Source organism: Lacihabitans sp. CS3-21 (assembly GCF_024343675.1).
Classification (GTDB): domain Bacteria; phylum Bacteroidota; class Bacteroidia; order Cytophagales; family Spirosomataceae; genus Leadbetterella.
This window is the reverse complement of the sequence record NZ_RJUD01000112.1, coordinates 37,038-60,436: the sequence shown is the minus strand read 5'-3', so window position 1 is coordinate 60,436 and position 23,399 is coordinate 37,038. Positions and strand designations below refer to the sequence as shown.

General features: G+C 36.2%; 19 protein-coding genes and 1 tRNA gene. 13 read left to right on the top strand and 7 right to left on the bottom strand.

Annotation, left to right across the window (positions count from 1 at the left end; translation table 11 throughout):
- Positions 1 to 5: 5 nt before the first annotated feature.
- Positions 6 to 875, top strand: coding sequence for a cation diffusion facilitator family transporter (locus EGI24_RS19365; RefSeq protein ID WP_255050234.1), 870 nt, complete (start codon positions 6 to 8; stop codon positions 873 to 875).
- A 31-nt stretch (positions 876 to 906) separates the two neighbouring features.
- Here the strand turns inward: EGI24_RS19365 and EGI24_RS19360 are convergent, their stop codons facing one another.
- The 6 genes from EGI24_RS19360 to EGI24_RS19335 form a co-directional block, all read right to left on the bottom strand.
- The gene (locus EGI24_RS19360) at positions 907 to 2,043 is read right to left on the bottom strand and encodes an efflux RND transporter periplasmic adaptor subunit (RefSeq protein ID WP_255050233.1); all 1,137 of its coding nucleotides are present in this window, start codon (positions 2,041 to 2,043) and stop codon (positions 907 to 909) included.
- Entirely contained in the window at positions 2,036 to 3,208 is a 1,173-nt protein-coding gene (locus EGI24_RS19355) for a TolC family protein (RefSeq protein WP_255050232.1), read from the bottom strand. Before EGI24_RS19355 ends, EGI24_RS19360 begins: the two co-directional genes overlap by 8 nt.
- Positions 3,205 to 6,318, bottom strand: a complete 3,114-nt coding sequence (locus tag EGI24_RS19350; protein WP_255050231.1) for an efflux RND transporter permease subunit — start codon at positions 6,316 to 6,318, stop codon at positions 3,205 to 3,207. Before EGI24_RS19350 ends, EGI24_RS19355 begins: the two co-directional genes overlap by 4 nt.
- Positions 6,319 to 6,477: 159 nt before the next feature.
- Positions 6,478 to 6,870, bottom strand: a complete 393-nt coding sequence (locus tag EGI24_RS19345) for a hypothetical protein (protein WP_255050230.1) — start codon at positions 6,868 to 6,870, stop codon at positions 6,478 to 6,480.
- A 61-nt stretch (positions 6,871 to 6,931) separates the two neighbouring features.
- Positions 6,932 to 7,441 carry a hypothetical protein gene (locus tag EGI24_RS19340; protein ID WP_255050229.1) on the bottom strand — a complete coding sequence of 170 codons (510 nt, stop codon included), beginning with the start codon at positions 7,439 to 7,441 and terminating at the stop codon, positions 6,932 to 6,934.
- Positions 7,442 to 7,532: 91 nt separating this feature from the next.
- Positions 7,533 to 7,829 carry a hypothetical protein gene (locus EGI24_RS19335; protein ID WP_255050228.1) on the bottom strand — a complete coding sequence of 99 codons (297 nt, stop codon included), beginning with the start codon at positions 7,827 to 7,829 and terminating at the stop codon, positions 7,533 to 7,535.
- Between the two features lie 331 nt (positions 7,830 to 8,160).
- On the opposite strand from EGI24_RS19335, the gene EGI24_RS19330 reads away from it, so the two are divergent.
- From EGI24_RS19330 to EGI24_RS19275, 12 genes are all read left to right on the top strand, one after another.
- Positions 8,161 to 8,234, top strand: a tRNA-Ile gene (locus tag EGI24_RS19330).
- A gap of 844 nt (positions 8,235 to 9,078) precedes the next feature.
- Positions 9,079 to 9,891: a sulfite exporter TauE/SafE family protein gene (locus EGI24_RS19325; protein ID WP_255050225.1), complete on the top strand. Its 813-nt coding sequence runs from the start codon at positions 9,079 to 9,081 to the stop codon at positions 9,889 to 9,891.
- Positions 9,892 to 9,950: 59 nt separating this feature from the next.
- A complete protein-coding gene (locus EGI24_RS19320) occupies positions 9,951 to 11,366 on the top strand; it encodes a rhodanese-like domain-containing protein (RefSeq protein WP_255050224.1) in 1,416 nt (471 codons plus the stop codon).
- 467 nt (positions 11,367 to 11,833) lie between these two features.
- Positions 11,834 to 13,249 (top strand): rhodanese-like domain-containing protein, encoded by a 1,416-nt coding sequence (locus tag EGI24_RS19315; protein WP_255050223.1) that lies wholly within the window; start codon positions 11,834 to 11,836, stop codon positions 13,247 to 13,249.
- Between the two features lie 265 nt (positions 13,250 to 13,514).
- Positions 13,515 to 14,582 carry a c-type cytochrome gene (locus tag EGI24_RS19310; protein WP_255050222.1) on the top strand — a complete coding sequence of 356 codons (1,068 nt, stop codon included), beginning with the start codon at positions 13,515 to 13,517 and terminating at the stop codon, positions 14,580 to 14,582.
- Positions 14,583 to 14,660: 78 nt separating this feature from the next.
- Positions 14,661 to 16,337, top strand: coding sequence for a bifunctional UDP-sugar hydrolase/5'-nucleotidase (locus EGI24_RS19305; protein ID WP_255050221.1), 1,677 nt, complete (start codon positions 14,661 to 14,663; stop codon positions 16,335 to 16,337).
- A gap of 186 nt (positions 16,338 to 16,523) precedes the next feature.
- Complete coding sequence (locus EGI24_RS19300) at positions 16,524 to 17,921, top strand: OprD family outer membrane porin (RefSeq protein ID WP_255050220.1); 1,398 nt, start codon at positions 16,524 to 16,526, stop codon at positions 17,919 to 17,921.
- Between the two features lie 12 nt (positions 17,922 to 17,933).
- Positions 17,934 to 18,509, top strand: a complete 576-nt coding sequence (locus tag EGI24_RS19295; protein WP_255050219.1) for a YeeE/YedE family protein — start codon at positions 17,934 to 17,936, stop codon at positions 18,507 to 18,509.
- Between the two features lie 21 nt (positions 18,510 to 18,530).
- On the top strand, positions 18,531 to 19,040 hold the full coding sequence (locus EGI24_RS19290) for a YeeE/YedE family protein (protein WP_255050218.1): 510 nt from the start codon (positions 18,531 to 18,533) through the stop codon (positions 19,038 to 19,040).
- A gap of 260 nt (positions 19,041 to 19,300) precedes the next feature.
- Positions 19,301 to 20,434: a Na+/H+ antiporter NhaA gene (nhaA, locus tag EGI24_RS19285; RefSeq protein WP_255050217.1), complete on the top strand. Its 1,134-nt coding sequence runs from the start codon at positions 19,301 to 19,303 to the stop codon at positions 20,432 to 20,434.
- A 286-nt stretch (positions 20,435 to 20,720) separates the two neighbouring features.
- Positions 20,721 to 21,290 (top strand): RNA polymerase sigma factor, encoded by a 570-nt coding sequence (locus EGI24_RS19280; RefSeq protein ID WP_255050216.1) that lies wholly within the window; start codon positions 20,721 to 20,723, stop codon positions 21,288 to 21,290.
- A 6-nt stretch (positions 21,291 to 21,296) separates the two neighbouring features.
- On the top strand, positions 21,297 to 22,532 hold the full coding sequence (locus EGI24_RS19275; RefSeq protein WP_255050215.1) for a hypothetical protein: 1,236 nt from the start codon (positions 21,297 to 21,299) through the stop codon (positions 22,530 to 22,532).
- Between the two features lie 94 nt (positions 22,533 to 22,626).
- Here EGI24_RS19275 and EGI24_RS19270 read toward each other — a convergent pair whose 3' ends face one another.
- Entirely contained in the window at positions 22,627 to 23,379 is a 753-nt protein-coding gene (locus tag EGI24_RS19270) for a GW dipeptide domain-containing protein (RefSeq protein ID WP_255050213.1), read from the bottom strand.
- Positions 23,380 to 23,399 lie beyond the last annotated feature (20 nt).

The window sequence follows — 23,399 nt, the reverse complement described above, 5'->3', positions numbered from 1 at the left end:
AACAAATGACCAACGAACAAAAGGCCATAAATGCCACCTATTTTAGTATTTTCGGCAATCTTTCTTTAGCAATAATTAAAGGATTGGCAGGTTTTTTGGGAAATTCTTATGCACTAATTGCAGATGCTATCGAGTCTACTACGGACATTTTTGGTTCTCTTTTGGTATTATTTGGATTAAAATATGCAAGCAGACCTGCGGATAAAAATCATCCTTACGGACATGGAAGAATTGAACCTCTCATAACTTTTTTGGTAGTTGGATTTTTGATTTTTTCAGCCACAATAATTGCTCATGAAAGTATAAAAAATATACAAACTCCCCATGATTTGCCCAAATCATGGACGCTATATGTTTTGGGTGCAATTATTCTTTGGAAAGAAATATCCTATAGGTTAGTGCTAAAAAAAAGCAAGGAAACCAATAGCAGCTCGCTTAAAGCCGACGCTTGGCACCACAGGAGCGATGCAATTACCTCGGTGGCGGCTTTTATTGGGATTTCAATAGCAATCTTTATGGGCAAAGGCTATGAAACTGCCGATGATTGGGCAGCACTTTTTGCATCAGGTTTTATACTCTACAACTGCTATTTGATTTTCCGCCCTGCTCTAAGTGAAATTATGGACGAGCACGTTTATGATGACCTTTTAGAGGAAATAAAACAAGTTTCACAAACTGTTGAAGGTGTGGTGGGTACCGAAAAATGCTTTATCAGAAAATCCGGCATGAAATATCACGTAGACTTACACGCTATGGTTGATGCCCAAATAACTGTAAAAAGAGGTCATGATATAGCTCATGACCTCAAAGATACCCTTCGTACTGAAATACCGCAACTTGGACATGTGTTGATACACATTGAGCCTAATGAATGACTTCAAAAAAAGCTAAAATAAAATCACAATTCTATTCTTCGCTTGCACCATTTTCTACAAAATTGACGCCTCTGGTAACGATTTTTCCTGACAAATCGCTTGGTTCTATAATTTCAATAAAGCCATGTGCAATTCTTCCAGTTTTTACTTCAATTTTTTCAAACTTTACTTGTGATTTCTCTTCTTTCATTCTAAAAATAAATGATCCATCAGAATTTGCCAAAATAGCAGACTCAGGAAGAGCCAATACTTTAGAGTTCTTTACATTTATTCTTCCAGAAATATATTGTCCCGGTCTTAAAGATTGTTCAAAAGCTTCATTTTCTATGTGCACATGAAGGTTCAAGGATTTTTGTTCAGTATCTACCGTTTTATCAATTAAATAAACTTTTCCAACCGTACTTTTTCCTTCCGTATTGGTAAAATCAACCTCTTGACCTTCTTTGACCAACTGCATATCATCACCAAAAACCTTAAGTTCAATGTGCATATGTTGAGTACTAATAAGCTCAAAAAGCTTTTCATTACTGGTAAAGCTACTGCCATTGGTTACGTTGACACTTTTCACATAGCCATTTTGAGCTGCGTGCAAAGTATGCTTTGCAGAAATATTCGCACTTGTCAATGAACCAGGATTAATTCCTAACAATTTCAACTTTTCAGAGAGACTTTTTATTTTTATTCTGTTAATTTTCAAGGCATTATCCGTTTCTTGAAATTTACGTTTTGATGTTGCATCATCTGCAATCAAGGACTTTTGACGCTCAAAGTCCTGAACCATCAATTCTCCTTTTGTAGTTTCGTTCAAATAATCTTCTTGGATTTGGAGAAGTTCCATACTCTGAATTTGCCCCAAGGCTTCCCCTTTCTTTAAATATTTACCTGGCAAAAGGTTGTGGTTGATATTCGAAATCACCCCTGACAAAGGGTAGTTTATCGCAAACATTTGATCAGGAGGAACATCGACCAAACCATTGGCCTCTATGTTGATATCCATGATTTTTTCTTCCGCACCACCAATTTCTATTTTCAGGTTTTTGTATTGTGTAGTAGTAAAAACAATGGCATTGTCAATTGGTTTTTGAGCTACTTCCTCTGTTTTGATTTCACTTTTGCATGATATCAAAAGAGACATGCAAACCGCATTAATTATTATTATTTTATTCATTTCCTATAAGATATTTAATGTTAGATATGGCAATATTTCTTGTTTTTTCCAAACTTAAAAGCTCCATTTTGTAATTTAAATTTTGATTATAAACCAAATACCAATCAATATAATCTATTTGGCCAGCCAAATATTTTTTCATGACCGTTTGCATAATCCTTTCAGATTCAGGCAGTAAACTATCCTTAATCAAGGCTATGGAGGCATCGGTAGATTGCAGGTTCTTTTGAAGAGAGATAATCTCACTTTCTAGCTGAAATTTAACTTTTTCAAACTCTGATTCCTGAATTCTAGTTGAAATTTTCGATGCTGCAACTTTAGCTTTTTGAGCCTTTGAAAAAAGCGGAATTTCAACTCCCACCACCCCTATGAATTGCCTCCAACTGCCCAACATACTTTGATTCATCACACCCAAATTGATGCTTGGCAATAATCTATTTTGTTCATTTCCAGTTGCAATTTGCGAACTTTCGATTAAGTAGTTCTGATACGTCAGTCTAGCATTTTTCAAAACATCATTTTTCAATAAAGGTTGGGCTGGAAGAAAACTCAATTCAGGCACAATTTGACTATTTAAAAGCAACTTAAGCCTACCTTCAAGATCATTCTTTTGGTAGGTAATCCTACTAATTTTCATCTCATTTTCTAATATTCTCAAATGCATATTTGCTGCCTCAGATCCATCCGTTTCGCCTTCTTCTTGCCTTCTTTTGTACACTTTTTCAATTTCTTTGATCTTATTATTTTCAATCAGCAAAGCCTCTGTTGTGTGCTGAAGAAAAAGTAGTTCATAATAAATATTGGCGACACTGAATCCATATTCATTTTTTAGAATTTCAAAATGAGACTCACCAAGTTTTACAAGTGTCTCATTATATGTTTTTCTCAGTTTATAAACCTTTGGGAGTTCGGTATTCTGAACAATTCCAAAAGTGTAGTCAGTTACAAAGGGAGTTTGAATATTTCCTACTTGCAAATCCATTTTTGTCTTTGGCATTTCAAAAGCTGTATTTATTAAAGCTTTCTGTAGTTCAACGCGATTTAGAGCCAATGCCAAATCTCTATTTTGGTCTATACCAAGTTTGGTCAACTGTGCCAAGTCAAGTTTTTGTGCAATGGCCCAATTAATGCTCAGCAGACAAAAGATTATTGTTTGTTTTATCATTTGTTTTCTACTTTTTTCATGAAAATCATATAAATAATAGGCAAAACCACCAAGGTGAGAATGGTTGAAGTAATCAATCCACCTATAACTACTGTGGCCAAAGGTTTTTGTACTTCTGCTCCTGCTGAAGTAGAAATGGCCATAGGCAAAAATCCCAAAGAAGCCACAAAAGCTGTAACAATTACCGGCCTAAACCTAACAGAAACACCTTCGATGATTCGTTTCATCAGGTCTTTTTCATCAGATTGATTAAAATAACTAATAAGCACCAATCCATTTAACACCGCCACACCAAACAAAGCTATAAATCCAACTCCGGCTGAAATACTAAATGGCATACCTCTAATTAACAAAGCAAACACACCCCCAATAGCTGAAAACGGAATAGCACTAAATACCAAGCCGGCTTGCAGGAAGGAGCCCAAAGAAAAATACAGCAAAAAGAAAATGAGTACCATAGCTGCAGGAACTGCCAAAATCAATCGTTCTTTTGCCCTTTTTAGATTTTCAAAAGAGCCACCATATTCAAAATAATATCCAGAAGGGAGACTTACTTTTGATTCGAGTTTTTGAGCAACCTCCTCCGCATAACTTTCCACATCGCGGTCGGCTATGTCTACGCCTATAATGATTCTTCTATTTGATTTTTCTCTGGAAATCTGGGAAGGGGCATTCTGATAGCCTATCTCAGCCACATTTTCAAACTTTATCAATGAGCCCGTTTCTGTCTTGATTTGGAGGTTTTTGATATGTTCTAAATCATCCGCTGCTTGCTTTTCAAATCTTACCACCACATCAAACCTTTTTTCATTTTCAAAAAGAACGCCTGCGGTTTCTCCGGCAAAAGAAGTCTTTAAAATAAAGTTTAGCTCGTCTATGTTTAGTCCAAATTCCGCCAATTTCTGTTTGTTGTATTTTACGTTTATTTGGGGCCTGCCACTTATTCTTTCAACTTTCACCGTTCTTGTACCTGCTATTTTCTGAAGGATTTTTTCGACAGATTTGGCTTTTTTGTTTAACACTTCCAAATCATTACCAAATATTTTTATGGCAAATTCAGACTTCGATCCGGCAATCATTTCATTGAAACGCATCTCTATCGGTTGGGTAAATTCTGCTGAATTACCTGGTACTTTTTCCTCCAAAACTGCTGCCATTTTCTCAACCATTTCTTGGGTAGAATTCGCACTGGTCCATTCTGAGTGGTCTTTCATGTTTATCATAAGGTCAGAAGCCTCTGGTGGCATAGGGTCAGTAGGAACTTCTGAGGCTCCTATCCTACCCACAATCTGCTGAATTTCAGGAAATTCCGCCATCAGAGCTTGTTGTGCTTTCGTGGTAGCTTCAATGGTGGTGTTGAGAGAAGAGCCCTGAGGGGTTTGAAAATCAACCGCCAAATCGCCCTCGTCGAGGGTAGGAATAAACTCACCGCCCATTCTCATGAATATCACCAAACTTATCAGAAACATAACAATGGCCACTGTCAAGACTTTGGTGTGGTGTTTTAATGCATACTGAAATACAGGTGAATACGAATTAAACATTTTATCAATAATCTTCTGGGAAAGTTTAAATTCCTTGTTTCCCTCTCTGCTCAAAAGTACCGATGTAACCGCCGGCACATAGGTCAAAGACAACAAAATAGCTACTACCAAGGCCAAACTAACTGTCATAGCCATTGGATTGAACATTTTACCCTCAATTCCACCCAATGAAAGAATTGGAAGGTAAACAATCAAAATGATAATACCCCCAAAAAGTGCTGCTGACAATACTTTTGTTGAAGATTTGTAAACCAAATCGTTGAAAACAGAGTGCTCAATTTTATCTACATGATATTTTTTGTTTGAGTGAATATTATATAGCACACTTTCCACCACAATTACTGAGCAATCGACCAGGAGACCAAAGTCTATGGCTCCTAAACTCATTAAATTGGCAGAAATACCAAAAACTTGCATTAATCCGAAAGTTATGATCATTGTGATAGGAATCACTGAGGCCACAATTAAACCTGCTTTAATACTTCCCATCAACAAAACCAATACAAAAACCACAATCAAACCACCCTCAATAAGGTTATTCCTTACTGTTTTTATTGATTTATCAATGAGTTTGGTTCTATCAATAAAAGGAACTGCTTTTAAACCGGGAGGCAAGCTTTTGTTAATCTTTTCTATCCTTACTTTAACTTCCTTTATTGTTTTTTCTGAATCAGCACCTTTCAGCATCAATACAATTCCACCTACTGCCTCTCCTTTGCCATTTTTGGTCATAGCTCCAAAACGCTTGGCATGGCCAAACTGCATTTTAGCGACATTATTAACAAGAATAGGTACTCCGTTAGTAGTTTTAATTACAATTTTACCCAAATCTTCGAGTGAACTTGAGGTTCCTTCTCCTCGAATAAAGTAAGTTTGGTCAAATTTTTCGATGTAACTTCCTCCTGTATTGGTGTTATTTGCACTTACAGCATCATAAACTTCTTTGAGACTAACCCCCATTTGAAGCAATTTTTCGGGGATAATCGAAATTTCATACTGCTTCACAAATCCACCGAAACTGCTTATCTCAGTAACTCCATCAATCCCGGCCAATTGTTTTTTTACAATCCAATCCTGAATAGTTCTTTGTGTGGTAAGGTCAAACTTTTTTTCGAAACCTGGACTTACTTCTAAAGTGTACTGGTAAATTTCACCCAAACCTGTTGTGATGGGGGCGAGCTCGGGTGTCCCAAATTGTTTTGGGATTTTATCAGCCGCCATTTTGATTTGATCTGATGTCAACTGTCTGGCTAAATGAATGTTAACTTCGTCAGAAAATACGAGAGTTATCACTGACAAACCCTGCCTTGAAACAGATCTTATGTCATCTAAATTTTGAATATTTACAAACTGCATCTCCAACGGTGCAGTAATGTATTGTTCAACTTCTTGAGCTGCCAATGTTGGAGCTAAAGTAAGCACAACCACTTGGTTGTTGGTGATGTCTGGCACAGCATCGATGGGTAGGCTTTTTAGTGAAAACAAGCCTGCCAACATACTGAGCGACACCGCAATACCCACCACAAGTTTGTTATGGATACTATATTTGACGAGTTTATCAAACATGATGTATTATGCTTTTAATTGGCCAATTTTTAAAATTGACGAGGTAATAATAATAATTTGAAATAGAATATCATCAGGACGAATGCCATGAATCAGCTTTCATGAAAATTTTCATGACAGTACAAGCTTCGGAAGGAATTTCCTGATAACTATAAGTAATTAACCCAACTGGGGCGGGTTTAGAAGAGACTTTAAGTATTGGAATTGGTAAAGATTTGAATACTCTAGAGAGTTGAAAACTTCGTAGAATACCATACTTTCTTTATAACCAGACTCTAAAATTGGCTGAACTGGAGAAACGAATGCTAAAAAAGATATCTGCGACTCGAAAGAAGGAAGATTTTTGTGCTCCTTGTTGGTTTTATGACCCGAATCTGACGAATAATGCATCCATAAAAAGGTATTAAGGCTAACCCCTTTTTGTTTGTGCTCCAGATAATGGTGATAAAGTTCGCCAATGCGAGAAACCTGCGAAATACCCAAACCGTTAGGTAAGAGACTTTCGAAGAAAATCACTGCCGCAACAACAAATATGGAAGCTTTCTTTAACATCGATACAAAATTACTCTTTTTTCTCAAAATCCAATAGAATAATAAACCGAGAGTCTATGAATCAATCCTCATCTTTTTCCTCAGAATCTTTTCCTTCGATGTTTTTTCCATCTTGTATCAAAGCTGCAGATCCCGACCTTATTTCTGTATGTCTGATTTCTCCTCCTGTGGTTCCAACTTGTTTTGCATAAAACATTACCACCAATGAAAAAAGTAAAACCAAATAGCTAAAAATATTGGAAAACTTCACCGCTTTTAGGCTAAAAAAGATACCCAGAAGCGATAAACCGCCTAAAATATAGGCCAAAGTGGCAAAAATCTCCGCCATTTCTTCATGCGTGTGAATGAGACGTTCACTAACTCCTGCGATATTTTCTACTGTTTCCTCTGCTCCTTCGCCTGTTGAAAAAGTTGGAATTGCACTGAGAGCTCCAATAATAAAAATTAAATATGCCGACCTTTTTACTGCTTCTGACTTGAAAAATATGCTTACGAGTAATAAAATAACACCTACCAAGGGGAATATTATAGGTAAATGATTCAATACTAAATGATAATGAGCCTGATTCATGATAATTGAAATTTTAAGTTTTAAATAAATTGATTATTCTCTCTCTTGAAAAACAAAAGAATGGAATGATAAATATTAAGAAATTTAGAACTTAAGCAGACTTTGGAGGATTCAATAAAGCATTCAAATAGTCAAATCTGTATAGATTTTTGTACTTGAAATTTTGGGCCTCTTGACCTGAAATCGAAGAGGTTGATTCAAAATTACAGGTATATTCTGAAGTTGGCAGGTTGTAATAATTTGAAATTTGACTCTGTATGGTGGGAAGTTTTTGATGCTCAGGTTGTGATTTATGCTTGGAATTTGAAGCATAATGCATCCATAAAAAATCCTTCAACGAACTACCAGTTTTCTTATGAATCTGGAAATGTGAATAAAGTTCTCCCATTTTTGCAGACTGATCTAACAAACTATTTTTGGGGAGCAAACTCTCAAAAAACAGTATGGTTACTAGAAAAATGGTAAAAATACTTTTAATCATTATCAAGGATCGTGCAAATGAAAATTCACATTGCAAATATAGACAATTGAAAAATTTATGAGGTTAATAAAAAGTTAAGGAGATTTTTTTCTGAATAAACATTTAATATTAAGCTAGATACAAAATAGGAGTTTATTTTAATCTCATTTTTTCAATAAAACATTTGCCTTTTACTACAAAACCCGTACCTTTGCACTGCTTTTCAGAGAAACGGTTAATCTATTTCAAAGAAAACAAAGGGCCTATAGCTCATTCGGTTAGAGCAACTGACTCATAATCAGTAGGTGCCTGGTTCGATCCCAGGTGGGCCCACAAAAGATTGTCATCATTGGCAATCTTTTTTTATTTATGAATATTTGCACACACATACCTTTCTCCAAAACATTAAATCGGTTTTATATTGGAGCTTGTCAGGAGTCTCTGCTTTTAAGAATTGACAAGCATAATACCCACTTTTACTCTGAAAAACATTTTACATCCGCAGCTGAAGATTGGGAATTATTTTTAAAATTCCCGACTCAATCTTACCCGCATGCTATCTGATTAGAAAGAAAAATAAAGTCAATGAAAAGTTCAAAGTATATATTCAATTTGAAAAAATACCCTGAATTGATTGTCAAAATTTTTGAAGAAACAAAATAGAGTAAATGACTCTCCATATAGCTATCGGGACAGTAGGTGCCTTCGGTACAACGTTTCAGTTCGATCCCAGGTGAGTCCACTTAAAAATAAAGGAGTTACAGAAATGTAACTCCTTTTTTATTGACCATGTGCAAAACATTTCCCCTCCTTTCCTTTATAATTATTAAAAAAATCGTTCTGAGTAGATTTACCAAGAACTTGAGAATTGGATAAATTAAAACCTATTAGGATAAAAAAGAGACTGAAGAATATATTTTTCATTGAATCAGCAATTAAAAAAGCAAACAACTATTTGGCCATTATCCTTGGTACAATGTTATTTAAAAAAGTATACTATTTTCAGAGAAATAACATTTTTTTTTAGCCTGATCCATTTTTATCCTATTTAATTTGAAAATATAAAGCACATAAACCTGACTAAAATCATAAAACTCGAAGGGTAAGTAACAATTATCACGAAAACTCTTTTTCAAGCGGGATACTTTTGCATTGTCAATAATCAAAAACAATACAAATGAATTCAGTAGAAATAATAGGTTTTGGAGCATCGATAATGATTGGTATCAGTTTGGGCTTAATAGGTGGTGGAGGAAGTATCCTTACTTTACCAGTAATGGTATATTTGCTGCACATCAGCCCAGTGATTTCAACCGCTTATTCCCTTTTTGTGGTTGGAACCACTTCATTGGTTGGCTCATTTAGTTTTATGCGTAAAGGACTCGTGAATTATCAAGCAGCCTTAGTTTTCGCCATTCCGTCTTTCACCACTGTTTTCTTGACACGAAGATTTCTAGTTCCAGCTATTCCAGACCCCTTTTTAAGTTTACCTGGATTTGAGGTTTCAAAAAACGTCGGAATTATGGTTTTCTTCGCCTTAATTATGTTGGCGGCTTCTTATTCTATGATAAAATCTAATAAAGAAAAGAAAGAAAACCCCAATGCAGAATTGAAGTTCAATTACCTGATGATAGCCCTTGAAGGTGGATTAGTTGGCGTTCTGACTGGTATTGTTGGAGCTGGTGGCGGATTTTTAATCATACCAGCACTCGTACTTTTTGCTCGTTTACCCATGAAAATGGCCGTAGGCACATCGCTCTTAATCATAGCAGCCAAATCATTGATTGGCTTCTTGGGAGACCTCTCCAATTTATCGGTCGACTGGGCATTTTTGCTTCCTTTCACTGCTTTATCAATTCTAGGAATATTTGCAGGTTCTTATATTTCCAAATTTATTCCAGGAGAAAAACTTAAAAAAGCCTTCGGTTGGTTTGTCTTGGTGATGGGAATCTATATCATAACCAAAGAAGTGTTTTTTCATGCTGTTTAGAAATTCAATGAGTTCAAAAATTTAATAAATCAATTTCAAATCTTTAAATCAAATAAAAAATGTTCTTTCAACACGTTTACGATAAAAGTTTAGCTCAAGCGAGTTACTTTATTGGTTGTCAAAAAGCCGGCGTTGCTTTGGTAATCGATCCAAAAAGAGATATCGATACTTATCTAGAAATCGCAAAAGCAAACAACATGAAAATCACCCATGTGACAGAGACGCACATTCACGCAGATTTTCTATCCGGGTCCAGAGAATTGGCTGCAGTTACTGGAGCAGAAATGTTTCTTTCAGACGAAGGCGGAGAAGGCTGGCAATATGAATTTAAGCACACTGGCTTAAAAGATGGAAGTGTGATAACCGTTGGGAATCTAACATTTCAAGTAATACATACACCAGGTCATACGCCTGAAAGCATAAGTTTTCTATTGACTGACCAACCTGCTAGTATGGAACCTGTAATGCTATTTACTGGAGACTTTGTTTTTGTGGGAGATATCGGTCGCCCAGATCTACTAGAAAAAGCCGCTGGCATAATCGGTACAAAAGAGGCAGGAGCAATTCAGATGTATGGCTCGATTCAGAAGTTTGAGGCACTTCCTGACCACCTACAAGTATGGCCAGGTCATGGAGCTGGATCGGCTTGTGGTAAAGCCCTTGGGGCGGTTCCTAGCTCTACAGTTGGCTATGAAAAAATAAGAAACTGGGCTTTTCATTATGAGAATAATCAAGATGGATTTGTAAAATATCTATTGGCCGATCAACCTGAGCCACCAAAATATTTTGCAATGATGAAACACCTCAACAAAGTAGATAGGCCATTATTGACAGAAGTACCAACCCAAAAGAAATTAACGGGTATGGAGGTAAAAGATGCTATGGCAAAAGGTATAAAGCTTATAGATGCTAGAAACAAGGTGGATTTTGCTGCTGGTTTTGTTCCTGAAAGTATAAATATTCAAGGCAACAATGCATTCGCAACTTGGATGGGCTGGTTTGTTGATTATCAGGAATCGTTTATGTTGGTGGCAAGCGAAGCCCAAATCGAAGATTTGACGAGAAAATTGATGAGAATTGGCTTGGATAATGTCATTGGATATGTTTCAGATGTAAATTCTTTGGGAATAGATTTACAAAAAAGTGATATCATTGAAATAGATGAATTCAAAAGCTATCTCGACAGAGAAAATACGCAAGTGATTGATATTAGAGGAGTTGCAGAATACAACAGTGGCCATATTGAAGGCGTAGAGAATATTTTTGTTGGAACAATCCTGCAAAATCTTGATAAAATCAATAGAGACAAGCAAATCGTAATCCATTGCCAAAGTGGCGACAGAGCGGCTATTGCCTATTCGTTGTTATTAAAACATGGTTACAAAAATGTGAAAAATTATTCTGGAAGTTATATGGATTGGGTAAACCAAGGCAACCCAGTAGTAACAAATATAATGGAAGAAGCAGTTTGTTAAATTACCCATGAACTCATACTAATAAGTTTGAAGTAGAATACAACAATGGATGCGTACTTTATTTTTAAAAAATAAGGTACGCATTTTTTTTTAAACCAATCTATCTATTGCTTAATCTATAAATGAATCATTTGAGATTGAACAAATTTTCCCTTCACAGCAGCATAGCTATCCTTTTTTCAAAATAAATATTACGCATTTAGGCTTTTTAATGAATTGGGTAAGTTTAAAGAAATCATCTTTTATCAAATTCACTTACAGTAGCTTAGCATTTTTCGGATTTTTAATTTCACAAATTTTCTATCTTGATGTTCGTCATATTTTTTGAAGATAGATTTATGGAACTTTGAATTATAAATGATAAACTATTCGATTAAAATGAAAAAAAGCTGCTCTAACAAATGCCCTTGATTTGAGATTTTTCTCATCAATAAATATTAAAAAAGAATACTAAAATATAATTTAAAATGAAACTCGAACAAATATATACAGGCTGTTTAGCACATGCAGCATATTACCTTGAAAGCAACGGTGAGGCCGCAATTTTTGATCCACTTCGCGAAGTAGATCCATACATAGCCCGAGCAAAAAAAGATAATGCAAAGATTAAATATGTCTTTGAAACGCACTTTCATGCGGATTTTGTAAGTGGTCACCTCGACATGGCAAAAAAAACTGGAGCTACCATAGTTTATGGACCTACTGCAAAGCCTGCATTTGAGGCCACCATAGCAAAAGATGGACAAATATTTCAAATTGGGAATATTCAAGTAAAAGCCATCCATACACCAGGCCATACCATGGAATCCACCACATATTTGGTAATAGACGAAACAGGAAAGGAACATGGCATAATTACGGGCGACACCTTGTTTATTGGAGATGTAGGTAGGCCAGATTTAGCACAACATGTTATAGCTGATTTAACTGAAGAAAAACTTGCTGGACATCTTTTCGAATCTTTACGAAACAAAATAATGCCGCTTTCTGACGATTTGATAGTTTATCCCAATCATGGTGCAGGCAGTGCCTGTGGCAAAATGATGAGTAAAGAAACCACCGATACACTCGGAAATCAAAAACGTTTCAATTACGCTTTAATGCCAGATATGTCTAAAGAAGAGTTTATTAAAGCTGTTTTAACAGGCTTGACTCCTCCCCCAGCTTATTTCCCTAAAAATGTTTTGATGAATATCAAAGGTTATGAAAGCATGGACGAAATTATGGAAAGAGCTGAAAAAGCTTTGTCTGTTGAAGCGTTCGAATTGGTGGCTAACGAAACTGGAGCCCTGATATTAGATAGTCGCCAAACAGATTCGTTTTCAGCAGGATTTATTCCAAATAGCATAAATATTGGCCTAGACAGCAACTTTGCTATGTGGGTTGGTGAACTAATTCCAGACATCAAACAAGAAATATTGCTAGTAACTGACCCTGGCAAAGAGGAAGAAACCATAACCAGACTAGCCAGAGTTGGATACGACCATGCCATCGGTTTCTTAAAAGGCGGTTTTCAAGCTTGGAAAGCAAGCGGAAAGGACTTCGAAACGGTAGACAGAATCTCGGCTGAGACCTTTGCTGAGCGAATAAAAACCGAAAATGTATTGGTGATTGATGTTAGAAAAAAATCCGAATATGGCTCTGAGCATGTTATCAATGCTGTAAATATCCCCTTAAATGTTATTAATGAGCATTTATCGGAAATTCCAAAAGATCAGCCTTTCATTTTGCATTGTGCTGGTGGATACCGGAGTATGATTGCAGCATCTATTCTAAAACAAAGAGGTTGGAGCGATTTTGTGGATGTAAAAGGCGGGTTTACGGCAATTTCAAAAACTGAGGTGCCAGTAACAGAATACGTTTGTCCTACCACACTTTTATAATTAATTCAATAAAAGCCAACAAATTTGAATTTGTTGGCTTTTTGTTTAATCCATGAGCTTGATTTTCGTATAATTTAAATGATTTTAACCTTTCCCCTATTAACATTCTACCATTTTTAATTCAAATTAATAAAAACCTGACTAGCCCCAATTCAAAGAATTATTAGATTACTACAATTAATTCTTCGTAAGTAACAAATGTTACAAATAAAACATGACTTGGCTCATATTTTTGTATTTCAAATTCTTAGATTCAATCTAGCCAATGTCCGAAATACAATTAAACAAATCAGTCAAAAAATTAAGCAGAAACCTGAAAATCATTAGCGGATTGTTGATAATGACGTCTTTTCTGCTTTTGGGTGTGGCTTTTATAAAGCTAATTGGTTTTACAAATTTACAAACTAATGAAGCTTCTTCTCCTGAAAAACAAGCAACAAAAATCGATACCAATTTTGTAGGTCTATGGACTGCCCCAGCTGAATGGAGAATGATGAAATTAGAACCAGAAGAGAAGAAACTAATTCAATATGGCAAAGAATTGATTTCTCATACTTCAGAATATTTAGGTCCACAAGGCAGTATAACTCAAATTTCTAACGGAATGAACTGTCAAAACTGCCATATAAATGCTGGAACTCAACCATGGGGAAACAACTATTTTGCTGTAGAGGCCAACTATCCAAAATTTAGAGAACGATCAGGAGCAATAGAAAATCAAGTAAAACGCGTTAATGACTGTTTTGAGAGAAGTCTAAATGGCAAAGCACTCGATTCGAATAGCCGAGAAATGAAGGCTATATTAGCCTATATAAAGTGGCTAGGATCTGATGTTTCACCAAAAACAACGCCTAAAGGGGCTGGCATTTTTAAAATAAAAAGTCTTAAAAGACCTAGTGATGCGGAAAAAGGTCGAATTGTTTATGAGGCAAAGTGCCAATCATGTCATCAAGCCAATGGGGAAGGAATAAGGGCAGAAGATGGAAAAAATTATACTTATCCGCCACTTTGGGGCAAAAATAGTTATAATCAAGGTGCTGGATTGTATAGAATTTCTAATTTCGCTGGATATGTAAAATACAATATGCCATTGGGTGTAAATTATGAAAAACCCCAACTAACCGATGAAGAAGCTTGGGATTTGGGAGCGTTTGTAAACTCACAACCTAGACCCAGCAAAGACTTGAGCAAAGATTGGCCAAATATAGCAGGCAAGCCTTTTGATCACCCATTTGGCCCATATGCTGATCCTTTCAGTGAAAAACAACATAAATACGGCCCATATAAACCCATAAAAGATTGGAAAGAAGCCCACAAGAAATCAAATAAATGATTCTTGTTTTAACCAAAAAAATATGAACAAGATTTTTCAATAAGCCGAACATCATAGCTAAATAATAAATATTAAAAAATGCAATCAAGAAGAAAATTCTTACAATCAGGACTGTTGGCAACTGCTGCCGCTAGCACTCCAACAGCATTAATGGCCAAAAAAGAAGCCAATTCTTCGGAAGACCAAAATATGGGTATGGCCAAAACGGGTACTATTACCTTTTTGCAGACCACAGATGTGCATTGCCAGTTACACAGCCATGATGAATTGTTTTGGGAGAAAAACAAACTGACTTTTCGAAAAACGGGAGGCTATGCACACATGGCTACTGCATTGGATGTTTTGAAAAAAGAAAACCCTGAAAACACCATTACCATGGATACCGGTGATATGTTTCAAGGAAGTTTGCTCTCAGTAAAGACCACCGGACAGGCGTTTGTTCCTCTTTTAAATGCACTTAACTATGATGTGTATTTGCCTGGCAACTGGGAGGTAGTTTATAATAAAAAAAACATGCAAAAACTTTTAGGGGGGCTTTTGGCACCTAAAGTTTGTGCCAACATGTACCATGATTTGGGTGAAGGAAAGCGGGGAGAATTGATATTTCAACCTTATCAAATCTTTCATAAATTAGGTGTAAAAATCGGCTTTTTAGGCTACACTGATCCTATGGTGCCACTTCGTCAGTCGCCCCTTTACAGCAAAGGTATTATTTATACCAAGCCTGAGGAAAATCTGAAAACGTATATCAACATTCTCAAAGAGCAAGAACAGTGTGATTTTGTGATTATACTTTCCCATTTGGGCCTTTCTCAACAAATAGCACTTGGAAATCACCCAGACTGCAAAGGCGTAGATTATATTTTTGGAGCCGATACGCACGAGCGAGTACGAAAACCCATTCTGGCGGAATACACCAAAATAGTAGAACCTGGTGCATTTGGATCTTTTATAGGGAGATTAGACCTTAAAGTGGAAAATGGAAAAATTGTAAATGAAAACTATCAACTTATAGAAGTTGATCCTAAAAAATATCCAGCAAAAAAAGAGATTGTAAATCTCGTAAATGAATTAGAAAAGCCTTATAAAGCAGAAATTGATCGGGTAATAGGTTATAGTACGGTACCCCTTTACAGAAACTTTGTGGTAGAGAATACCATAGACACCCTGATTGTGGATGCTCTCAAATGGAAAGTCAATGCCGATATAGTTCTTTCAAATGGATTCAGGTTTTGTCCTCCTAGAACTTTTGGGCCAGACGGAAAAGTGGCTATTACAGAAGGATACTTGTATGATATGCTTCCGGTAGATGCCACCATTAAAACAGCCAAAGCTACTGGTCAGCAAATAATGGATTGGCTTGAAAAAGAACTTCAAAATGTATTTGCCCAAGATGCCTCTAAGCGTTTTGGAGGCTGGTTAATTCGATTTAAAGGCATGCAAGTGGAGTTTAAAGCTTTTGAAAGGGTTGGACAAAGGGTACAAAAAGTCACCGTTGGCAATCAACCTTTAGATTTAAACAAAACCTACGCTCTGTGTGCATGTGACCGAGACGGCGATCCTGAAGACATGCTTTGTAGAATGAAGGGGGTAAAAGAAAGTAAAATAACGTCTTACACACTGCATAGCATGATGAAAGAATATTTACAAAAATTCTCTCCAGTAACGCCCACACTTAGACAAGACGCGAAGATTTTGGACGCTCCACAAGAGCTATTAAGCCAAGTATCGGGGATCGATTATCAATTTGTGTAGCAATTATTAAACAACATCATCAAACATTCGAGGCTGTATTTGACCAAAAAAAAGGTTGAAATACAGCTTTGTTTTTTATAAGAAAAAACTTCGGAATTAATTGTAAGTGAATAACTCCTAATGTAACATTTATCACGAAAATAGCCTGTTCTGGCCTATACTTTTGCATCCAGTTGGAATCAGATTATGAGAAGAATCATATTTTTTTATGTTGTTTGGTCATTTTTTAACATTGGCACTATTGCTCAAGGCATACATGCACACCACGAAGTAGAAAAAGACACCAACACTTTGAATCACTTTTTCAAAAAAGGCAGATTTTATGGTCATGCCAGATCCTACATGTCGGCCACGGTAAATGAAGGAGTTTTGAGCGATTATCATGCATGGGGCATTGGTGCGGGCATTGGGTACCAAACTCCTATGTTTTTTAAACATTTTGAAGTTGGACTTAGCGGATTTTTTATGTTTAATCTTAAATCTTCTGACTTAGAAAAAGTAGATGAAAAAACGAATTTCCAAAACCGATATGAAGTTGGACTTTTTGATATCGAAAGGCCCAATGATCATGAAGATTTAGATAGATTGGAGGAACTATTTGTAAAGTCACATTTAGGCAAAAAATCAAATCTGACGGTAGGTAGACAAATACCTTTGACCCCCTTTATTAATCCTCAGGACGGTAGAATGAGGCCCACCTTGGTAGAGGCAGCTGTTTTAGAATTAAAAGAATGGAAATACCTCAACCTACACGCCGAATACATTTGGAGAATTTCCCCCAGGTCTACCGTAAGATGGTTTGAAACAGGAGAAAGTATCGGAATTTATCCGGTCGGCGTGGGTATTGATGGAAAACCTTCTGCCTACAAAGGCCATATAGAATCAGAAGGAATAGGAATCGTTGGTTTAAACTTTCAAAAAAACCATTGGTCTCTACAGTTTTGGAACACTTATGTAGAAAACATACTAAATACACGTATGTCCAAAATAGAGTGGAAATCTAAAACTATCGGAAATAAAAACTGGTTCTTGGGTGGGCAAATTATTCAGCAAAACACCATCGGAAACGGTGGAAATGAAGACCCAACCAAAGCTTATGCTCAAAAAAACAGCGGCTCAAACGTGTTTTCTGGTCGTGTTGGGCAACAAGCCACAAGATTTGATTGGTACTTAAACGGAACCAGAATTACCGCCAAAGGCCGATACCTGATGCCCAGAGAATGGGGCCGAGAGACTTTTTACACATTTTTGCCCAGAGAGAGAAACGAGGGTTTTGGAGATTTAACAGCCATCACAGTAAACACCTATTTTAAACCTGAAAAACACATTAAACTCGAACTCAGTGGAGGTTATTTTCAACTTCCTGATGTAAAAAACTTCGCTCTAAACAAGTACGGCATGCCTACTTATTCTCAAGTGAACTTAGGAATCACCTATCAATTCGACAAATACCTGAAAGGACTCAATGCCTTGCTTCTGGTGGTCAGAAAAGATGAAATAGGAGAAACTTACCAAAATGATCGCTTCATATTCAATAAAGTAAATATGACGCATTTAAACTTAATCATTAATTATCATTACTAAAATTAAAATCAAATGGAACAATTTTTTGAAGCTATTCTCAAACCTTGGCCTTGGTATGTGGCTGGACCACTGATCGGCCTTACCGTACCCACCCTCCTATTGATAGGCAACAAATCATTCGGAATCTCATCATCGTTGCGACATGTATGTGCGGCCTGTATTCCTGCCAACATACCTTTTTTTAAGTACGATTGGAAAAAAGAAATTTGGAATCTTGTATTCGTTTTAGGGGTATTCGTTGGAGGAATTCTAGCTACAAATTTCCTTGAAAACCCAAACACTTTTGTCCTTTCAAATGCCACCATTGCTGACCTTAAGGCCTTGGGTATTCAAGATTTCTCAGGTCTTATGCCAGCTGATTTATTCTCACTTGAAACCTTATTCACGGCAAAAGGCTTCATATTCTTTATTCTTGGCGGTTTTTTGGTAGGTTTTGGAACCCGTTATGCAGGTGGTTGCACTTCTGGCCATGCCATCATGGGACTATCTAACTTACAAATCCCATCTCTCATTGCTACTTGTTGCTTTATGGTTGGTGGATTTGCTATGACCCACTTATTGATGCCCATAATTTTCAGATTATTTTAAAACACTCAAAAAAACTAAGTAATGAATAATTTAAAAGAAATAAAGCCTAAAAATAGCATAAACCTGGCGGAGCCATTTGTATGTGAAGCTCCAAACGATATGAAAAAAGCCGAAAGCTGGACCGATAATATTAAATACTTGGTCGTAGGTATTCTGTTTGGGATTGTTTTCGTAAAAGCAGAAATCATTTCATGGTTTCGCATTCAGGAGATGTTTCGTCTGCAGAGTTTTCACATGTATGGAGTGATTGGAAGTGCAGTTGTGGTGGGAATGATTTCAGTTTTTTTGATCAAAAAATTCAATATTAAAACAGTTTCTGGTGAAAAAGTAGAATTTCACCCTAAAAAATCCCAAAAGGGTCAGGTTTATGGTGGATTGATTTTTGGATTGGGCTGGGCCATCACAGGAGCTTGCCCTGGGCCAATTTTCGCCCAAATCGGTAGCGGATATGTGGTGGTAATAGCCACACTATTGAGTGCTGTTGCTGGCACTTGGACCTACGGATTGCTAAAAGGCCGACTGCCGAACTAACGAGCCATTAATAGACGTTATGTAAACGCTCACTTGTAAATTACAGGATGAGCGTTTTTTTGTTTTAAGAAATCAATAACTTAAGTTCATTCCTTCAAAATTTGAGCTAAATTTGAGCTAATTATGAAGTTGAGTTTTTTGATTAGCTGGAATTGAAAAGCAGTTTATTTTCTCAAATTTGGAATCAGCAACCGAACTCATCATAGGATAGTTTCTTTATCAAAGTCTATTTTAATCAATAAAATAAATAGCCAACCAACATGAATGTAGCCACTAAACTATTTAAAGATTTTTTTGAGAGTGAAAAAGCAGGAGGTTTAATACTCATATTTTGCACGCTTATTTCATTGATATTGGCCAATTCTTCTTTTGCAAATTCTTATCAAGAATTTTGGCATTTTCAATTTGCCAACCACAGCCTTGGCCATTGGATAAATGATGGCCTGATGACCATCTTCTTTTTGTTGATAGGTTTAGAGTTGGAGCGAGAAATATATTTGGGAGAATTATCCAACATCAAAGATGCTATGTTACCCATTTTTGGAGCCTTAGGAGGCATGATTTTTCCAGCAGGTATTTTTTTATTGCTCACATTCGGCACCATTGGCCAATCTGGAGCAGGCATACCTATGGCCACCGATATTGCTTTCGCTCTGGGTATTTTATCTCTTTTGGGAAACAAAGTACCCCTGTCTTTAAAAATATTTTTAACGGCCTTGGCCGTTATAGATGATTTGGGAGCCATCATCATCATTGCTATTTTTTATACCAAAACCATCCTTTGGACAAACCTATTTGCGGCACTGGGTATATTCGCCGTTTTGATAATCCTTAACCGACTAAAAATTAGAAATCTTATTCCTTATTTACTGGGAGGAATAGCCATGTGGTATTTTATGCTAAACTCTGGCGTTCATGCCACCATTACGGGCGTTTTACTGGCATTCGCGAGACCCTTTGGTAATGGAAATGAAAAATCTACCTCTTATATTTTACAACACTTCCTACACAAACCCGTAGCCTTTTTTATTCTGCCCGTGTTCGCATTGGCTAACACGGCTCTGCCCATTGGCGACAATGTGTCAGATATATTGGTGCAAAACTACAGCATCGGCATAGCTCTGGGCTTGATTGTGGGTAAGCCTCTGGGTATTTTTTTGTTAAGCTTTGCGGCCGTTTCTTTGGGGATCTGCAAACTACCCGCCGACCTCAATTGGAAATCCATCATAGGTGCTGGTTTTTTAGGAGGTATCGGTTTCACGATGTCCATATTCATCACCTTATTGGCTTTCAGTGATCCTACCATTATCAACCATGCCAAATTTGTCATTTTAATATCTTCTTTAATTGCTGGTTTAACGGGATTTTTATATTTGAAAATTTCAATGAAATAATAGATGGAATAGGGCTTGGACTTGAAATAGTGATTAAAAATATTTCAATCAAAGCTACCCTCAGGCGAATTTATTACGAAGATAAGTTTGAATATATTCAACCAATTCTACATTATTTAAAGCCATTATTTAAAACAAAAATTTACTTTTTAAAAATTCACAGGAATCAGATACATCAAAAACACGTAGTAGTATTTGAGGTTGCAGCTATAAAATTAAAGCCATAGCAAATATTGATTGAATTTATTACCTTTAGCAACCATAAAACCAAATCCCGGTATAACCTGTGCTATTTAAAAAAAATAACAAGGCCTTAAATTTAAAAGAATTGATAGAGGGTTGCAGGAAGGGTTCCTCCTCTTCTCAAAGACTACTTTTTGATACTTACTCGAGCAAGGCCATGCGTATTTGCTCAAAATATGCTTCCAATGACATGGAAACAGAAGAAATCGTCATGGACGGTTTTTTGAAGGTGTTCAAAAATATTGAAAAATATAACGACCAGTATGAATTTGGAGGTTGGTTTCATAAGGTTATGGTCAATTCGGCTATTGACTATTTCAGAAAAAACCACTCGAAGATAGAATTTACAGATTTAGAAAAGTACGAAAATGTGGATTTTAATCCCAACCGATTAGATCTACTTTCCGTAGAAGAGATATTAGAATTTGTTAGAAAACTTTCGCCTGTTTACAGAACAGTCTTCTCACTCTCGGTAATAGAAGGTTACGAAAATAGTGAAATTGCTATATTGCTAGGTCTTACAGAAAGCGGAGTAAGAGGCAACTTGAGCAAGGCAAAAAGTAGATTACAAGGCTGGATAAATGAATATATAAATCGACAAGAACTTAAATAACACCCTATGAAACAAGATTTATTTAATAAAAAAATTAAAGAGAAACTTGACCAAATAGATAAACCCGTAAGTGGAAATCTATGGTCTAAGATAGAGCCTAATGTCGAAAAATCATGGTGGAGGGTATTCCTAAAAAAATATGGCTGGCCAACCTACGCAAGTTTGGCTACGATATTGCTGTGGTATTCTTTGGTTCAAAATAACGCCGTCAGAAAAGATGTGGAGTATTTAAACACCATGGTTGGTGAAATAAAAGAACCAATAAACCAAACCCAAACTATTTACCAAAAAGACACAGTATATATTGTTAAAACCATTTACAATCAAACGAAAAATTCTGACAAGCAAAACGAAAATAAAATAGCTTCCCTTGAAAACAAGGTGGAGGAATTGCTGAGCAACATGAAGGTTTATTTATCTCAACTTGATGACAAGCAAGTGAAAGAGACCTCCAAAACTTCAACCGATAACGAGAAATTGGAAGAGTTGGTAAAAAATATAGAAAACACCAATCAAAAAGTACTGAAGTCCATTGAAGAGAATACAGCTTTGGTAGAAAAGCAAGACGAAAAATTAGATACTTTGTTGATTCCTGAAAGAAAGGCCATTGCAGAAGAAACCATTCCATCAAAGAAAAAACGTTTTGAACTTCCAAAAATAGAATCTAGGTTAGGTTTATTAACGGGTTACAGCTCTCAAAACAGTTTTATATTTGGGTCGGTTTATGAATATTTCCTTTCAAGAGCTTTGAGCCTAAGCCTTGGAATTCAGATAAATAACAATCCAGAAAAGGAATACAATGGAACAAAGGACTTTAATTTAAAGACAGGAAGAGATTTTATGCTTACTTATGGATCCCAGCTAAATTCTAAGGAGGATGTGGATGAAATTTATATCAAAACGACTATTTTAGAATTGCCTTTAAAAATAAATTATTATGTCCCATTAAAGCAAAATTTGGACCTGATGTTTAATTACGGCACACATTTGGACATAAAAAACTATCAGTCGCTGAATGTCGAATACAACGTTCAAGGCGAGGAAATATATCAAAAGCTTCAAACCAAAAGTAGCAAAGAGATTTTTCACAATATGACTTTGGGTACAGGTCTGCAATACCGAAGAAACAGGTATATATTCCAGTTCAACCCAACACTCACTTATAATTTTAGAGAAATAGAATTTCAAAAAGCTGGCGGTGTTTTATCCTTAAACGGCGGGTTATTTTTGAAACTAAAATAAAAAAGGCATTCAAAAAAAAGATTAATTTCAACAATTATATAAAAAACACCCCGAAAATTTAAAATTTCGGGGTGTTTTGATTTAGAAACACTATTTATTTCAGTTTTGCATCTTCCATCAATATGTCGTATTTGTAGCCTGACCCAAAGTCTTTGTTGAGAACCAACTTACCTTCAAAACCTACATTGGCTCCTAAAGGTAAATTCTCTGCAGAAGTAATCGTGAAATCACAGATTTTACCACCGTTTTTAGTACCATCTTGCAAATGGTACCAGTTTTTACCCATAATTCCATAGTTGGCTTTTACGATTTCTCCCGACACTGTTACTTGCTTTCCATTGTATTTGGCTTTTTGAGTAATCAATTCGCTCAATTTTATAGCACCAGTTACGTTTTTGGATTCTTTAAAATTCATATCGGATGGAGGAGTATTTACCATGCCACCATTGCTTCCTGGATGGGCAGCTGCATCGATAATTTCAGAGACCAAATAAATCTTATCAAAGACTTTTTTATGCTCAACACTCTCAAAATCAGTCTTGAGCAATCCACCCCTATAAAAATATTCGTTACCTATCTTTGCGTCAAATTTACTTGTTGCAATCCAAAAAGTATTGACACCTTCTTTAACTTTGAGATAAGTATATCGTTCTGCCTCAAGAATTTCTAATGCGGTAACTTGGTGCATATCGCTTCCAGTAGCAGCTAAGCCAGTTGTTGATACATTAGCACTTGAAGCAGACATATCATTTTTTTCTGTAGTCTCCTCTACTATTATTTTTGGCTTCGATTTACATGCACTCATGGCCACTGCCAAGGCCAAAGCCGTTATTTTTAGATATTTCATTTTTTTATAATTGTTTAGAA

Coding starts and splice junctions, on each gene's coding strand:
- EGI24_RS19365 (WP_255050234.1), top strand. CDS start 6: ATGACCAACGAACAAAAGGCCATAAATGCCACCTATTTTAGTATTTTC.
- EGI24_RS19360 (WP_255050233.1), bottom strand. CDS start 2,043: ATGAATAAAATAATAATAATTAATGCGGTTTGCATGTCTCTTTTGATA.
- EGI24_RS19355 (WP_255050232.1), bottom strand. CDS start 3,208: ATGATAAAACAAACAATAATCTTTTGTCTGCTGAGCATTAATTGGGCC.
- EGI24_RS19350 (WP_255050231.1), bottom strand. CDS start 6,318: ATGTTTGATAAACTCGTCAAATATAGTATCCATAACAAACTTGTGGTG.
- EGI24_RS19345 (WP_255050230.1), bottom strand. CDS start 6,870: ATGTTAAAGAAAGCTTCCATATTTGTTGTTGCGGCAGTGATTTTCTTC.
- EGI24_RS19340 (WP_255050229.1), bottom strand. CDS start 7,441: ATGAATCAGGCTCATTATCATTTAGTATTGAATCATTTACCTATAATA.
- EGI24_RS19335 (WP_255050228.1), bottom strand. CDS start 7,829: ATGGGAGAACTTTATTCACATTTCCAGATTCATAAGAAAACTGGTAGT.
- EGI24_RS19325 (WP_255050225.1), top strand. CDS start 9,079: ATGAATTCAGTAGAAATAATAGGTTTTGGAGCATCGATAATGATTGGT.
- EGI24_RS19320 (WP_255050224.1), top strand. CDS start 9,951: ATGTTCTTTCAACACGTTTACGATAAAAGTTTAGCTCAAGCGAGTTAC.
- EGI24_RS19315 (WP_255050223.1), top strand. CDS start 11,834: ATGAAACTCGAACAAATATATACAGGCTGTTTAGCACATGCAGCATAT.
- EGI24_RS19310 (WP_255050222.1), top strand. CDS start 13,515: ATGTCCGAAATACAATTAAACAAATCAGTCAAAAAATTAAGCAGAAAC.
- EGI24_RS19305 (WP_255050221.1), top strand. CDS start 14,661: ATGCAATCAAGAAGAAAATTCTTACAATCAGGACTGTTGGCAACTGCT.
- EGI24_RS19300 (WP_255050220.1), top strand. CDS start 16,524: ATGAGAAGAATCATATTTTTTTATGTTGTTTGGTCATTTTTTAACATT.
- EGI24_RS19295 (WP_255050219.1), top strand. CDS start 17,934: ATGGAACAATTTTTTGAAGCTATTCTCAAACCTTGGCCTTGGTATGTG.
- EGI24_RS19290 (WP_255050218.1), top strand. CDS start 18,531: ATGAATAATTTAAAAGAAATAAAGCCTAAAAATAGCATAAACCTGGCG.
- nhaA (WP_255050217.1), top strand. CDS start 19,301: ATGAATGTAGCCACTAAACTATTTAAAGATTTTTTTGAGAGTGAAAAA.
- EGI24_RS19275 (WP_255050215.1), top strand. CDS start 21,297: ATGAAACAAGATTTATTTAATAAAAAAATTAAAGAGAAACTTGACCAA.
- EGI24_RS19270 (WP_255050213.1), bottom strand. CDS start 23,379: ATGAAATATCTAAAAATAACGGCTTTGGCCTTGGCAGTGGCCATGAGT.